The organism is Spirillospora sp. NPDC029432 (assembly GCF_040703975.1).
GTDB lineage: Bacteria > Actinomycetota > Actinomycetes > Streptosporangiales > Streptosporangiaceae > Spirillospora.
Map to the genome: position 1 here is coordinate 159,662 of NZ_JBEZWH010000001.1, position 13,054 is coordinate 172,715.

At 75.3% G+C, this 13,054-nt stretch carries 12 protein-coding genes; 3 read left to right on the top strand and 9 right to left on the bottom strand.

Going from position 1 to position 13,054, the window contains the following annotated elements; translation table 11 throughout:
- Nucleotides 1-5: 5 nt before the first annotated feature.
- A complete protein-coding gene (locus tag AB0881_RS00705) occupies nucleotides 6-1,460 on the top strand; it encodes a protein kinase (protein WP_366613127.1) in 1,455 nt (484 codons plus the stop codon).
- Nucleotides 1,461-1,488: 28 nt separating this feature from the next.
- Here AB0881_RS00705 and AB0881_RS00710 read toward each other — a convergent pair whose 3' ends face one another.
- From AB0881_RS00710 to AB0881_RS00745, 8 genes are all read right to left on the bottom strand, one after another.
- Nucleotides 1,489-1,917 (bottom strand): hypothetical protein, encoded by a 429-nt coding sequence (locus tag AB0881_RS00710; RefSeq protein ID WP_366613129.1) that lies wholly within the window; start codon nucleotides 1,915-1,917, stop codon nucleotides 1,489-1,491.
- Nucleotides 1,918-1,924: 7 nt separating this feature from the next.
- Complete coding sequence (locus AB0881_RS00715) at nucleotides 1,925-5,230, bottom strand: DUF4132 domain-containing protein (RefSeq protein ID WP_366613131.1); 3,306 nt, start codon at nucleotides 5,228-5,230, stop codon at nucleotides 1,925-1,927.
- A gap of 78 nt (nucleotides 5,231-5,308) precedes the next feature.
- Nucleotides 5,309-5,689 carry a DUF6463 family protein gene (locus tag AB0881_RS00720; protein ID WP_366613133.1) on the bottom strand — a complete coding sequence of 127 codons (381 nt, stop codon included), beginning with the start codon at nucleotides 5,687-5,689 and terminating at the stop codon, nucleotides 5,309-5,311.
- Nucleotides 5,686-6,255: a TetR/AcrR family transcriptional regulator gene (locus AB0881_RS00725; protein ID WP_366613135.1), complete on the bottom strand. Its 570-nt coding sequence runs from the start codon at nucleotides 6,253-6,255 to the stop codon at nucleotides 5,686-5,688. Before AB0881_RS00725 ends, AB0881_RS00720 begins: the two co-directional genes overlap by 4 nt.
- A gap of 78 nt (nucleotides 6,256-6,333) precedes the next feature.
- On the bottom strand, nucleotides 6,334-6,954 hold the full coding sequence (locus AB0881_RS00730) for an ATP/GTP-binding protein (RefSeq protein WP_366613136.1): 621 nt from the start codon (nucleotides 6,952-6,954) through the stop codon (nucleotides 6,334-6,336).
- Entirely contained in the window at nucleotides 6,935-7,303 is a 369-nt protein-coding gene (locus AB0881_RS00735) for a DUF742 domain-containing protein (RefSeq protein ID WP_366613138.1), read from the bottom strand. The genes AB0881_RS00730 and AB0881_RS00735 overlap by 20 nt, the downstream gene beginning before the upstream one ends.
- A 4-nt stretch (nucleotides 7,304-7,307) precedes the next feature.
- Entirely contained in the window at nucleotides 7,308-7,718 is a 411-nt protein-coding gene (locus AB0881_RS00740) for a roadblock/LC7 domain-containing protein (RefSeq protein ID WP_366613140.1), read from the bottom strand.
- Nucleotides 7,715-10,150: a sensor histidine kinase gene (locus tag AB0881_RS00745; RefSeq protein WP_366613142.1), complete on the bottom strand. Its 2,436-nt coding sequence runs from the start codon at nucleotides 10,148-10,150 to the stop codon at nucleotides 7,715-7,717. The genes AB0881_RS00740 and AB0881_RS00745 overlap by 4 nt, the downstream gene beginning before the upstream one ends.
- 207 nt (nucleotides 10,151-10,357) lie before the next feature.
- Here AB0881_RS00745 and AB0881_RS00750 point away from each other — a divergent pair, with 207 nt between their 5' ends.
- Both AB0881_RS00750 and AB0881_RS00755 read left to right on the top strand, forming a co-directional pair.
- The gene (locus AB0881_RS00750; protein WP_366613144.1) at nucleotides 10,358-10,795 is read left to right on the top strand and encodes a roadblock/LC7 domain-containing protein; all 438 of its coding nucleotides are present in this window, start codon (nucleotides 10,358-10,360) and stop codon (nucleotides 10,793-10,795) included.
- Between the two features lie 63 nt (nucleotides 10,796-10,858).
- Entirely contained in the window at nucleotides 10,859-12,082 is a 1,224-nt protein-coding gene (locus tag AB0881_RS00755; RefSeq protein WP_366613146.1) for an MFS transporter, read from the top strand.
- Here the strand turns inward: AB0881_RS00755 and AB0881_RS00760 are convergent.
- Nucleotides 12,039-13,010, bottom strand: coding sequence for a WYL domain-containing protein (locus tag AB0881_RS00760; protein WP_366613148.1), 972 nt, complete (start codon nucleotides 13,008-13,010; stop codon nucleotides 12,039-12,041). The genes AB0881_RS00755 and AB0881_RS00760 overlap by 44 nt on opposite strands.
- Nucleotides 13,011-13,054: the final 44 nt, after the last annotated feature.

Sequence of the window (13,054 nt, forward strand, 5' to 3'; positions counted from 1 at the left end):
GCCGGATGGACGGGGACGACCTTCCTGCGCGGGCCCGGCCGCTGCGGCCGGAGGATCCGCGGACGATCGGGCCGTACACGGTGGCCGCGGCGCTCGCCGGCGGCGGCATGGGCCGGGTCTTCCTCGGCCGCGGCCCGGACGGCGCGCTGGTCGCGATCAAGGTGGTGCGGACGGAGCTGGCCGGCGAGCCGGAGTTCCGGGCGCGCTTCCGGCGGGAGGCGCGCTGCGCGCTGCGGGTGCCGCGGTTCTGCACCGCCGAGGTGATCGCCGCCGATCCGGACGCGCCCGAGCCGTACCTGGTCACCGAGTACATCGACGGCCCCACGCTGGAGGAGGCCGTACGGGCGGACGGCCCGCTGCGCGGCGCCGACCTGGACCAGCTCGGCGTGAGCGTCGCGGCGGCGCTGGCCGGGATCCACTCGGCCGGGATCATTCACCGCGACCTCAAGCCGGCCAACGTCCTGCTGTCGCGGACCGGCCCGCGGGTCATCGACTTCGGGGTGGCGGGCGCGGCCGGCGCGACCCGGCTGACCGGCGAGGGCACGATCCACGGCACGCCCGCGTACATGGCGCCCGAGCAGCTCCAGGCTAGGCCCGAGCCCGCGTCGGACGTGTTCTCGTGGGGCGGGGTGATGCTGTTCGCGGCGACCGGGCGGCGCCCGTTCGGCGGGGCGACGCTGCCGGTGATGGCGGTCCGGATCATGGAGTCGGAGCCCGACCTCGGCGGGCTGACCGGCGCCCTGCGGGACGCGGTCGCCGCCGCGCTCGGCAAGGACCCCGCGAGCAGGCCGACCCCCGCGCGGCTCCTGGAGATGCTCCGGACGTCCGGCGAGGACCCGGCCGCACGCACCCGCGCCGAACGGGCGATCGCCTTCGCGACCCGCACCGACCCCGCCGACCCCAACGGCCCCGCTGGCACCGCCGGCCCTTCCGACCCGGCCGGCCCGGAGCCCGAGCCGGCCGGCACCGTACCGCGGGCGACCGGGCTCCCCGAGCCCTGGCAGACCACCTGGACCCCGCCGCCGTCCGGGTCGCGCGCCCGCCGCCGCAGGCGCCGCCGGGCGCTGTGGGCGCTGACCGTCCTGGCGGGCCTCGCGCTGGTCGGCGGCGCCGCCGGCTGGTCGTTCCGCGCGGCGCGCGCGCCCGAACTCGCCGTCACCGGCGTGGACGTGCGCGCCGACCGGCCCGCCCCGGGCTGCGGCGCCGAGGTCCAGGTCACCGGCGTCCTGACCACGAACGGCGCGCCCGGGCGGATCGTCTACCAGTGGAAGCGCAGCGACCAGGAGAACCCGGACCCGCCGCTCCAGCAGGACATGTCCGGCGGCCGCGCCCACGCCACCGTCCACCTGAACTGGAACGTCGAGGGGACGGGCACGCGCACGTTCACCGCCACGCTGACCGTCCTGAACGGCCCGCCGATGCAGGGCTCGGCGTCCTTCACCTACTCCTGCGAGGACTAGCCCCTGCGAGAATCGGCCGCCCGGCGTCTCAGGCCCAGCGCGGCAATCCGTCCGTGCCGACGCGCACCTTCGCCGACGGGACGGGCGCGCGCTCGTACGGCGTCTCCCGCGAGGGCGCCGCCCGCGGCGGGGTCTCCGCGCCGAGGCCCCGGTGGAGGCGGCAGTCGCACTCCGGGTCGGACGGCGCGGGGCACGCGGCGGCCAGTTCGAGGACGGCGTCCATGTCGGCGGGGTCGACGCGCCACCACCAGTACATGCTCCAGGACGAGTGGTCGCCGGGGTCCCAGCAGTCGTGCGAATGGTGCTCGACCACGCCCCCGCCGCAGGCGCCGCAGCGGCTCAGCACGGTGTAGTCGTGGACGACGTCGTGCCCGGCGTGCCCGTGCGGGACGCCGCGCGCGGCCAGCTTCGCCAGCCAGGACAGGGCGGGGGACTCGCAGCACCGTGCTGTCGTCATGGTCCGATCACTTCTCGGAGACGCGGATGAGGTCATGGAGGGCCTCGCTCATGGTGACCGGGTCGATGTCCCCGAGGGGGATCGGGTCCACCGGCCTGGGCGCGGGCCTCGGCCCGGCCCAGATCCGGGCGAACCGCTGGTCCGCGCCATGGCCGTGGCTGTAGTGCTCCAGGCCGGGATCGATACCGGCGACGACGTAGCGTCCGGACGGGTCCTGGCGGGCGATCCAGCAGTCGTAGTCCGCTCCGCTCAGCCAGCTGCCCTGCGACAGCCCCTTGACCTTGCCGTACGGCGCGACGCGCCCCTCGACGCGGGTGAGCCGGGTCGCGGCCCGCTCCTCGTCGGTGAGCGTGTGGACGGGACGTCCGAGCTGCGGGAACGGCTGGAGGATCTCGTAGTCGGCGAACAGCTCCGACCAGGCGGCCGTCGACTCGCCCAAGCGGACCGGATGCGCGAGGCCGACGCGGGACGAGGCGGGCGGATCGAACGCGTCGTCCTCCACGTCGGCGAACGTGCGGTCCTCGGCGACCCGGAACGCGGTCGTGCGGCCGTCGTGCTCGGCCAGCCAGACCAGCCGCCGCACGAGATGCCACAGCAGCGGATGGCGGAGGAACACGTCCCGGAACTCGCCGAGATCCCAGCGGCGCCCCCGCACCATCGCCGCCTCCAGCCGCTTGATCTCCGCCTCGGCGATCGTGCGGACGTCCTTCCGCAGCCCGTCGAACAGCGTCCGCGCTACGGGCGCGAGATCGGGATCGTCGGCCGGCCGCGGCTTGGGCAGGCTCCTGCGCAGCTTCCCCTTCTCGTCGATCACGTACGGGGCCAGCTGCTCGTCGAAGCGGACCTCGAAGCGGCGCGGCCCGTAGTCGAACACCATGCCGCCCTCGGCGTCCAGCCCGAAGTCCGGTACGGCGCGGTCGGCCAGCTGGTCGTTCGTGAGCCCCCGCGCGGTGGCGATCTCCTCGACCCGCCGCATCGCCTTGGCCTTGAGCCCCTTGTGCCTGCCCTTGCGCGCGAGCGCGTACAGGTGCGTCAGCGCCACGTCCGTCCCGATCCCGGCGAGCACCTCCAGCCCGACCACGGCGCGGGCGGTGCCGCCCTCGCCGGGCCAGCGCCGGATGAGCGGGGCGAGGCGGCGCACGGTGGTGTCGTCGCCGAGCAGGCCGAGCTGGGTCATCGCCCAGTTGTCCTTGGACGCGCCGCCGCGGGCCTGCCAGTGCAGGAACACGGCCCACGAGAACTCCGCCAGCGACACGGGATCGCACAGCTCGCGGACGGCGCCGAGGCCCGCGTACTCGTCGCCGGGCTTGGACATGGCGAGCATGGTGAGCAGGTGCCCGGTCGCGGCGGCGGGCAGCGCCGTGCGCCGGTCGCGCAGCAGCACCTGCGGCAGCTCGGCCGGGCCGACCCAGGTGACCTTGGGGATCCGGGCGGGGAGGACCTCCAGCGGGTCGAGCGCCAGCAGCGCCCCGACGGCGGGGCCCGCGTCCTCGGCCGCCTTGACGACCGCCTCGTCGCCGTGCTCGGCGGCCAGCGCCCGCAGCGCGCCCTCGGCGTCGCGGCGTTCCGGTCCGGCCTTGCCGAACGCGGCGGGGAGCAGCAGCGGCACGGCGGCGGCGCCGTGCCGCCGGAACCAGCGGCGCGCGATCGTCCGCGCGCTCTTGAGCCGCGCCAGCCAGCGCGCCATCGTCCGGGCCACCTCGGCGTCCAGGTACGGCAGCAGCATCTCGCCGTGATGGCCGGGGGAGCGCGCGACCGCGCCCAGGACCAGCGGCAGGGCCTCCAGCCCGAACCGCGCGACGACCGGCGGCAGCCATTCCCCGGCCCTGGCCATGTTGGCGGCGACCCATGTCGCGCTCGCCGCCGCCCAGTCGATCTTCTCCGGGCCGCTCGTCCAGAACGGCGGCCGCCCGGCCCGCTCCCACGCCTCCCGCTCGCCGGGCTCCCACACCATGCCCGGCTCCGGGAACGGTGGCAGGGCCGGCAGGGCCGAAACGGCCGCCTTCTTCGTCTTCGTCCGGCCGCGGCGCGTCCACGGCGGCGAGACCAGCACCTCCGGCAGGTCCTCGGCGTCCCGCACGGCGGCGCGCGGCAGGAATTGCTCGATCAGCTCGCGGGTCTCCGCCGGAAGCCCGTCCACCAGTCCTGGGGCGGCCCGCAGCCGGGCCCGGACGAGGCCCGCGGCCGCCGGCGCCGCCGTGGTCTCACCGGAGGCGACGGGCGCGAGGACCCGTATCGCCCGTCCGGGGAACCGCTCCACGGCCAGGCGCAGCGCGGCGGTGGCGTGCTTCTGGCCGAACCGCTCCAGCAGGGCCCCGAGCGCCTGGTCCGAGGGCAGCATCCCCAGCGAGGCGATGAGGGCGCGCACCCGGTCGTCGTCGTGCTCGTAGGACGGCAGGGCCCTGATCAGGTGGGGCGCGGCCGCCGCGCCCACGGTGTCGAGCAGGGTGGCGAGGACGTCCGGCCGCATGTGGTTCCAGCTCGGCGCCCCGTTCCTCGACGACCGGAGCCGTTCGAGCTGCTCCGCCGCGGACAGCGAGCACAGGAGCTGCGAGTACGCACCCCTGCCGATGTACCTCTGGTCCTCGACGCACTCGTCCACCCAGGCGTGCTCGGTCGGGACGAGATAGGCGGCCGCCATCCGCTGGTCGCTCGAATAGCGGTGCCCGGCCAGCCCGTCCACGGCCGCGCGGTACTCGTCCTCGCCCGCGGCCGCCAGCAGCGTGCGGAGCCGGAGCCCGGCCGTTCCGTCGCTCCACCACCAGCTGGGGTTCTCCCATGGTCCGGCGCGCCGGATCCCGCCGTGCCGCCGGTACGGGGACGCCTCGGGATCCCGGACGGTGTCCAGAGCGAAGACGATGCCGCGGCCGATCCCGCCGACGGAGCCGCGGGGAGCGGGCTGGATCGGCTCTCCGCCGAGGTGGATCTCGCAGAGATCGGTGAACGCGCACGCCGCGAACGGCAGGCCGTGCTCGCCGATCCAGGCGTCCACGAGGGCCGCCTTCAGGGCCTCCCGGTCGCTCTCCTCCAGCGCGGGCCCGTCGATGAGGATGCTCGCGACCGCCGCGGCGCCCAGCGGGTCGGGCTCGCCGCGCAGCCATCGGCGCACCGCCTCGCCGGGCACCTCCTGGGTGTGCGCGTGCCCGAGCATCGCCTCGATGAGCGGCATGGCCGTCGCGGTCGCCTCGCGGAGCGGCCGTACGGCGGCCGGATCGGCCTCCACGGGCTCGGCGGGGGCGGTGCCGCCGCGGCGGGGGTGGACGAGGGCCCGCCACTCGTCGGGCATCTGCACGGCGTTCTCGGCCTCGATCATGACCCCGCACGATACGGGCGGGGTCAGACATCAGCCGCCATCAGCCGCCATCTCTGCCATCAGCTGCCATCTCCGCCATCAGCCGCCTTCCGTCGCCCTGTCCCGCCGCCGGGCGGCCAGGGCGAGGAGTCCCAGCAGCAGGACGAGCCAGCCGCCGGAGGCGGGCATGACGGCGGACATCGTGCCGCCGACGGCCAGCAGGTAGAGGGCGGCCTGGAGCGGGACGCGGCCGGTCGCCCGGACCTCCTTGAGCGCGAACGTGCCGATCGCCATGAAGCCGACGCCCGAGTAGAGGAACCAGAGCGCGACCTCGCGTTCGGCGTCGCCCTGGATGCCGTCGAGGACTCCGGCCCGCGCGATGTCGCCCCAGGCGCCGGGCATGGTCGCGAACGCGTACACGGTGTGGACGCACGCGAGGGCGATGATCCCCCAGGGGGTCCAGCGGGTGATGGCGTTCATGACGTTCCCTCCCGGGTGGCGAGCCGGATGCCGAGTTCGAAGACGCCGCGCAGGTCGGGCGCGGGCAGCGGCGGGATGATGTGCGAGCCGCCGATGGTGATCAGGTAGAAGAGGTTCGCGATGCGCCCGGCCTCGGCGGCGTCGCCGGTGTGGTCGAGCCAGAGGGCGCGCAGGTAGTCGACGCGGGCCCGGTCGACGCGCTCCTGGAGGGCGAGGGCCTCGGCGTCCTGCTGGGCCCAGGCCCGTACCGCGACCTCCAGTTCGGGGCCGTGGTCCTTGCCGGAGACGACCAGGTCCATCAGCCGTTCGAGCCTGGCCATCGGGGGAGCGTCCGGGTCCTGCTCGGCGAGGTCGATCAGGCGGGTCGTGCACACCTCCTCGAAGTGCGCCAGCAGGGCGGTCTTGTAGCCGGCCATGCCGCCGAAGTGGTGGTAGAAGGAGCCCTTGGTCAGGCCGAGCCGCTCGGTGAGCCGCTCGATCGTGACCGCGGGGGCGCCGTGCCCGGCGAGGATCTCCAGCCCGGCGTCCAGCCAGTCCTCGCGCTTGCTGCGTCTGCTCGCTGCCATCCGGTTTCCATTCCATACGGTCTGGTATGCCAAGAACATACCAAACCGTATGGAATGGTCATCGGGTGGGGTGCCGGGTCAGCGGCCGCGCTCGGCCTCGCCCAGCACGTGCTCGACCATCGTGATCAGGACCTCCTTGGCCGACTCGCGCCGCCGCACGTCGCACATCACCAGCGGCACGTGGTCCTCCAGGTCCAGCGCGATCCGGACGTCCTCGGCGCGCTTGCGCTCGGCGCCGTCGAAGCGGTTGACCGCCACGACGAACGGCGTCCCGCGGTCCTCGAAGTAGTCGACGGCCGGGAAGCAGTCGGCGAGCCGACGCACGTCGGCCAGCACGACCGCGCCCACCGCGCCCAGCGCCAGCTCGTCCCACATGAACCAGAACCGCTGCTGCCCGGGCGTGCCGAACAGGTAGAGGATCAGGTCGTCCTGGAGCGTGATGCGGCCGAAGTCCATGGCCACGGTCGTCTGGGTCTTGTCGCCGACGCCCGCGGTGTCGTCCACGCCAAGGCTGCGGTCGGTGAGCGTCTCCTCGGTGCGCAGCGGGCGGATCTCGCTGATCGAGCCCACCATCGTGGTCTTGCCGACGCCGAACCCGCCGGCGATGAGGATCTTCGCGGTGATCGGGCGGCGGCCGCCCGGCGCGGGGGGAGCCTCGGCATGGCCGGAGGAGGCCGTGTCAGAGGGCGCGTAGTCCATGCAGCAGTTTCCTTAGTACGAGCTCGTCCGGCCGGTCGCCCGTGGGCGTCGGCCGCAGCACGCGGAGCAGGTTCTCGTCGCGGAGGTCGTCGACCAGGACGCGGACCACGCCGACCGGCAGGTCCACCTCGGACGCCAGGTCCGCGAAGGTGATCGGCTCCTGGCAGAGCCCGAGCAGCATCCGGTGCTCGGGGTCCAGCCGGAGCCGGGGGCTGACCGGGATGCCGGTGGACTCCAGCACCACGATGAGGTCGAGCGCGTCACCGCGCGGCCGGGTGCGGCCCCGCGTGACGGTGTACGGGCGGACGACGGGTCCGGCGTCCTGGTCGAGCCAGCGGTCGGAACTCATCCCGTCACCCCGCGCCGGTTCCGGTGAGCCGGGGGCCCGCCGCCCCGGGGTCCGCCAGCCGTCCGGCGAGCTCGGCCAGCTCGTACGCCACCGTCCCGGCGTCCCCGTCGGCCCGGCTCACCACGGCGAGGCAGGCGTCCGCGCCGGCGGGCGCCATGAACAGCAGCACCCGCTCCATCTCGATCACGGTCTGCAGCGTCTCGCCGCCCGCGAACCGGTCGCACGCCCCGCGGGCCAGCCCCTGGACGCCGGACGCCAGCGCCGCGAAGTGCTCGGCGTCCTCGCGCCCCAGCCCCGCCGACGCCAGCACCATCCCGCCGCGGGACAGCGCGACCGCGCCGGTCACCGCGTCCACCCGGTCCACCAGGCCGCCGAGCAGCCGGCCCGTGTCATCCGCCCCGTACCGGTCGTTCATCGCTCACCCTGGTCCGCTTCGGTCTCCTCGCCGGCCCCGCCCGGGCCGAGGCCCTCGGCCCGGCCGCGCTGCCAGCCGCTCTGCATCGACGACATGAACGTCCGGGCCCGCTCCGGCGAGCGGGGGATCTCGCCGGTCGTGGTCGTCGCCCGGTCCCCGCGCGAGTCCGCCGGCTTGCGCAGCTGGGGCGCCAGGTTCGCGCGGCGCACGCGGCGCGGCATCCCGGCGTGCGTCCCCGCCGAGTGCGGCGCCGCCGGGGCCGCCGGGGGCGCCGCCTCCGGAGCCGGCTCGGCGGGCGCGGGCGCGGCCGGGACCGGTACGGGCGCCGGCAGCGGGGCGGGGGCCGGGGCCGGCGCCGGGGCCGCCTGCGGGCCGGTGTCGGTGACGGTCTCCACCGGAGCGGGGCCGCCCGCGCCGCCGTCCTGCCGCGGCGGGCCGCTCGCCGGCTGCTGCCAGGAGCCGCTCGCGGCGGTGGCGGGCTCGCCCGCCGGGGCCGCGTCGCGCTCGGTCGCCGCGGCGGCGCGGGCGGCCTCCTCCGCGGAGGCCACCATGGCGTGCGGCAGCAGCACGATCGTCTTGAGGCCGCCGTAGGCGTTGGGCTCCAGCGAGATCCGGATCCCGTGCCGGTGCGCGAGGTTCCCGACCACGAACAGGCCGAGCTGGTCGCCCTCCGACAGGTCGAACTCCGGCGGCCGGGTGAGCTGCTCGTTGACGGCCGCCAGCTTGGCCGGGCTCATCCCGAGCCCGCGGTCCTGGATCTCGATGACGAACCCGTTGCCGACCGTCCCGGCGTTCACCTCGACCGGGGTGTTCGGCGGGGAGAAGCTGACCGCGTTCTCGATCAGCTCGGCGAGCAGGTGGATGACGTCGGCGACGGCGGCGCCGACGATCGCCTCCTCGGCCGTGGTGACCACCTCGACCCGGGCGTAGTCCTCGATCTCGCCGATCGCGCCGCGCAGCACGTCCACCACGCCGACCGGCTTGCGCCAGCCGCGCCCGGGGTGCGCGCCGGACAGGATGATGAGGCCCTCGGCGTGCCGGCGCATGCGGGTGGTGAGGTGGTCGATCCGGAACAGGTCCTCCAGCGCGTCCGGGTCGGACGCCTTGCGCTCCAGCGTGTCGAGCATCGCCAGCTGGCGGTGCAGCAGCGACTGGTTGCGGCGGGCGAGGTTGCGGAAGACCTGGTTGACGGCCTTGCGCAGGTCGGCCTGGCCGACGGCCGCCTCGATCGCGGTCCGCTGCACCTTGGTGAACGCCTCCGCGACGCTCGCCACCTCGGCGGTCCGGCCGGCGGGCAGCGCGGGCGCCGCCGCCGCGACGTCGACGTCCTGGCCGTCCCGCAGCCGGCGCACGACGTCGGGCAGCCGCTCGTCGGCGAGGTTTCCGGCGGCGTTCTGCAGCCCGGTCAGCTCCCGGCTGATGCGGCGGCCGAACCGCAGCATCATGAACCCCGACAGGAGCACCGCCGCGAGCCCGAGCCCGCCGACGAGCGCGAGCCGCAGCAGGATCCCGTCGCTGATCTCCTTCATGTCGCCGTCCAGCGCGGCCCGGATCTGGCCGACGGAACGGTCGATGCCGCCGATGTACGCCTGGGCGGCCGGCTGCCAGGCGGCGGCGTCGATCCGCACCCCGCCGCGGCCGGCGCGGGCCGCGATGACGCGGTCCTCCTGGGCCTTGAACTCCTGGTACTGGGGCGAGGCCAGCAGCGCGCGGAACGGCGCGGCGAACCGCGGGGCGAACCGGCCGACGCTCTCGTTCATCAGGAAGCGCTGCTGGTGGACCAGCCGGGTGAACTCCAGCTGCTCGTCGCGGGTCATCCGGCCGCCGGCGGCCATGGCGCCGCCCACCAGGGTGGCCTCGCGGCCCGCCAGCTCCTGGGCGCGCAGCACCCCGACGATGTCGGTCGCCAGCTGGTAGACCTCGGCGTCGTCGATCGCGATCAGCGGGGCGGAGAACTGGAAGTTGGCCTCGATGACGTCGTTGTAGGCATCGAACGCCGCCAGCTTGCCGATGCTGCCGGAGTCGATGCCCGGCCGGGCCGCCACGGTCGCGTCGATCTTCTCCAGCAGCTCCCCGAGCCGCCGCTTCGATCCGGCGTCGAGGGCGTTCTGGAACGAGGACGAGCCCGCGGCCCGCTTCATCCCGGCGATCGCGGTGTCGGTCTTGCGGCGCTGGTCGTCCAGCGCGGTCCGGGGCATCCGGCCGCGGGCGCTGATCCAGGCGATCGTCTGGGCGCGTTCCTGGGCGAGCTGGGTCATCATCGGCAGCGACGCGCCGCTGTACTCGCGCTCGACGGTGTCCAGGTCCCGCTTCTCCAGCGCCTCGCGCACCGAGCCGGCGGCGGCGAATCCCCAGAAGGCGAGCAGGACCGCCAGCGGAATGGTGAGAAGACCGAACAGCGTGAACCGGATCGATCGCCTGCGTGTCCTCATGTTCCGTCTTTCAATCCGAGCGAACCGTGGTTCTGGCGAAACCGATGTCACGCTAGCGGCTATTTGCCCGCCTGTGGCCGTTTCGCGGATCTTGTGGTGGAAGAAATGAGATCATTGACCTGCGTGTTCGAGCGACTCGCTTGCGTTCCGCCCCGGCCTGTGTCTAGGAGCGGCATGTCCGGCGGGACACCGTGGAGGGGGAAGAGGATGCGAGCGACGCCGCCATCGGAGGGCGCGGCCGGCTCACTCGACTGGCTGGTCGACGGCCTGGTCGAGAGCGTGCCGCAGGTGACCAGGGCGGTGGTGCAGTCCGCGGACGGCCTGCTCATGGGCGCCTCCGCCGGCCTGAGCCGGTCCGACGCCGAGCATCTCTCCGCGCTGGCCGCCGGGCTGCAGAGCCTCGCCCAGGGCGCGCGCCGCCGGTTCGACGGCGGCGAGGTGCGCCAGACCGTCATCGAGATGCGCGACGCGGTCCTGTTCGTCACCGCCGCCGGGGAAGGCGCCTCGCTGACCGTCCTGACGGACGCGGACGTCGACCCGGCCCGCATCGGGTACGAGATGGCCGTCCTGGTCAGGCGGGTCGGCGAGCACCTGTCGTCCAGGCCCCGCCCGGACGCGGCCGCCGGCCCCGCCGTGACCACATAAGGTCGCCTCCGGGACTCCCCGGTACCTCTGCGTGAGGAATCGTGAGCACTTAGTGTTCGCATGGTGTCGTTCGCGCTGATCAGGGATCGTTCGGTGGCGCCGCTGCTCGCGGCCCGGCTGGTGGGGAACGCGGGGGACGGGTTCGGGCAGCTGGCGCTCGGCTTCGGGGTGCTGGAGCTCGGGCACGGGCCGGGCGGGCTGTCGGCCGTGGTGGCGTGCAAGGCGCTGCCGATGCTGCTGGTGCCGGCCGGCGGGGTGGCCGGGGACCGGTTCCGGCGGCACCGGGTGATGGCCGCCGCGGAGGTGGCGGCGGCGGTCGCGTGGGCGGGGCTGGCCCTGTGCCTGCTCGGCCGGGCGCCGCTGGCGGTGGTCTGCGGGCTCGCGCTGGGCGCCGGGCTGGCGCGGGCGGTGCTGCTCCCCGCGGAGCGCGGGATCGTCGCGGACCTCGTGCCGGAACGGGACCGGCAGGTCGCGAACGCGCTGGTGGGGCAGACGGTCGCGGCCGGGCTGCTGGTCGGGCTCGGCACGGCCGGCCTCGTGGTGGCGGCGGCCGGGCCGGGATGGGGCGCCGCGGTGAAGTCGGGGACGGCCGTCGCGGGCGCGGTGCTGCTCGGCCGGCTGCGGACGCCCGCGCGGGCGGCGGAGCGCGCCGGGCCGCTCGCGGAACTGCGCGGCGGGTGGCGGGAGTTCACCGCGCACCCGTGGGTGTGGGCGCTCACGGCCCAGTTCACGGCGGTCGCCGTGGCGGCCGGAGCGTTCGCCGGCGTCATCGGGCCCGTCTACATGGAACGGGGCCACGGCGGCGCCGGGGCCTGGGGGCTGGTGGTGGCGGCCGAGGCGTCGGGGGCGCTGCTCGGCGGGCTGGTGGCGGTGTGGTGGCGGCCGCGGCGCGCCCGGGTGGTGCTGGCCGTGCTGCCGGTGGCGGCGGCCGGGCCGATGCTGCTGGCGGGCACGGGCGCCTCGTGGGCGGTGCTGGCGGCGCTGATGACGGTGCCGGGGGCGTGCCAGACGGTCTACGGGGTGCTGTGGACGACGTCGGTGCAGGCCGCGTTCCCGCCGCACGTGCTCGCGCGCGTCAACAGCTGGAACGTCCTGGGCGCGGCCGCGGTCACGCCGGTCGCGGTGCTGGCGGCCGGGCCGCTGATCGAGGCCGTCGGGGTGCGGGCGGCGGCGGCCGGTGCGGGGTGCGCGGTCACCGCCGTGACGGCGGGGGTGCTGGCGTCCGGCTGGTTCGCCGGGATCTTCAGCGAGCCAGCGCGAGGCCCAGTCTCCGTACCCGGCCGGTGATCTCCTCCGGCGCGTCCAGCGTGAAATCGGCGCCCAGGCTCGCGAGCGCGGCGACGTACTGGACGACCAGTTCCGCCGAGTCGGCCGTGAGGCGGACGGCGGAGGCGCCCGGGCAGGCCGGTTCGATCGTCCCGGGGAGCGTCGCGAAGAGCCGCGAGCGGATCTCCTCAGGAGGAAGGCGCACGGTCATCCGCGCCGTGTAGCGGTACGAGGCGGTCGCGAACGAGCGGGTCAGGTACGCGGCCGCGTCCGGGGCGGGCAGCTCGCGCGGGGCGAACCGGCGGTGCGTGCGGACCGGGCGCTCGATGCGGTCCACGCGGAAGGTCCGCCAGCCGGCCCGGTCCGGGTCGTACGCGAGCAGGTACCAGTGGGCGTTCAGCGTCACCAGGGCGTACGGCTCGACGCGGCGCGCGGTGCTCGCCCCGGAGCGGGCGCGGTGGTCGAAGGACAGCACTTCGTGGTCGCGGGAGCAGGACGCGAGGACGGCGAGCACGCCGGGGTCGACGTGCGGGGCCTTGGGGTGGGGGACGGCCGCGGTGACGCCGCCGAACGACGCCAGCCGGGGGCGCAGCCGGGCGGGCAGGACGCGTTCGAGCTTCGCCAGCGCCCGCATCGCGATCTCCTCGATGCCGGGGACGCTGCCGGCGGCGGTCGCGAGGCCGAGCGCGACGGCGACCGCCTCGTCGTCGTCCAGCAGGAGGGGCGGCAGGTCGCGGCCGGAGACCAGCCGGTAGCCGCCGGCGGTGCCGGTGACGCCCTCGACCGGGTAGTCCAGGGCGCGCAGCCGGTCGATGTCGCGGCGGACGGTGCGGTCGGTGACGCCGAGGCGTTCGGCGAGCTCGGCGCCGGACCATTCGCGCCGGCTCTGCAGCAGGGACAGCAGGCGCAGCATGCGTCCCGGCATGTCCCGGGGGGTGCGGTCGCTCACACGACCAAGATTGCCACGCTTGCGGACAAGTTGTGTCCGGAACG

Excerpts from the sequence above, each read along its gene's own strand:
- AB0881_RS00725 (WP_366613135.1), bottom strand. The coding sequence starts at position 6,255 with ATGGCAGCGAGCAGACGCAGCAAGCGCGAGGACTGGCTGGACGCCGGG.
- AB0881_RS00730 (WP_366613136.1), bottom strand. The coding sequence starts at position 6,954 with ATGGACTACGCGCCCTCTGACACGGCCTCCTCCGGCCATGCCGAGGCT.
- AB0881_RS00745 (WP_366613142.1), bottom strand. The coding sequence starts at position 10,150 with ATGAGGACACGCAGGCGATCGATCCGGTTCACGCTGTTCGGTCTTCTC.
- AB0881_RS00740 (WP_366613140.1), bottom strand. The coding sequence starts at position 7,718 with ATGAACGACCGGTACGGGGCGGATGACACGGGCCGGCTGCTCGGCGGC.
- AB0881_RS00750 (WP_366613144.1), top strand. The coding sequence starts at position 10,358 with ATGCGAGCGACGCCGCCATCGGAGGGCGCGGCCGGCTCACTCGACTGG.
- AB0881_RS00710 (WP_366613129.1), bottom strand. The coding sequence starts at position 1,917 with ATGACGACAGCACGGTGCTGCGAGTCCCCCGCCCTGTCCTGGCTGGCG.
- AB0881_RS00720 (WP_366613133.1), bottom strand. The coding sequence starts at position 5,689 with ATGAACGCCATCACCCGCTGGACCCCCTGGGGGATCATCGCCCTCGCG.
- AB0881_RS00715 (WP_366613131.1), bottom strand. The coding sequence starts at position 5,230 with ATGATCGAGGCCGAGAACGCCGTGCAGATGCCCGACGAGTGGCGGGCC.
- AB0881_RS00735 (WP_366613138.1), bottom strand. The coding sequence starts at position 7,303 with ATGAGTTCCGACCGCTGGCTCGACCAGGACGCCGGACCCGTCGTCCGC.
- AB0881_RS00705 (WP_366613127.1), top strand. The coding sequence starts at position 6 with ATGGACGGGGACGACCTTCCTGCGCGGGCCCGGCCGCTGCGGCCGGAG.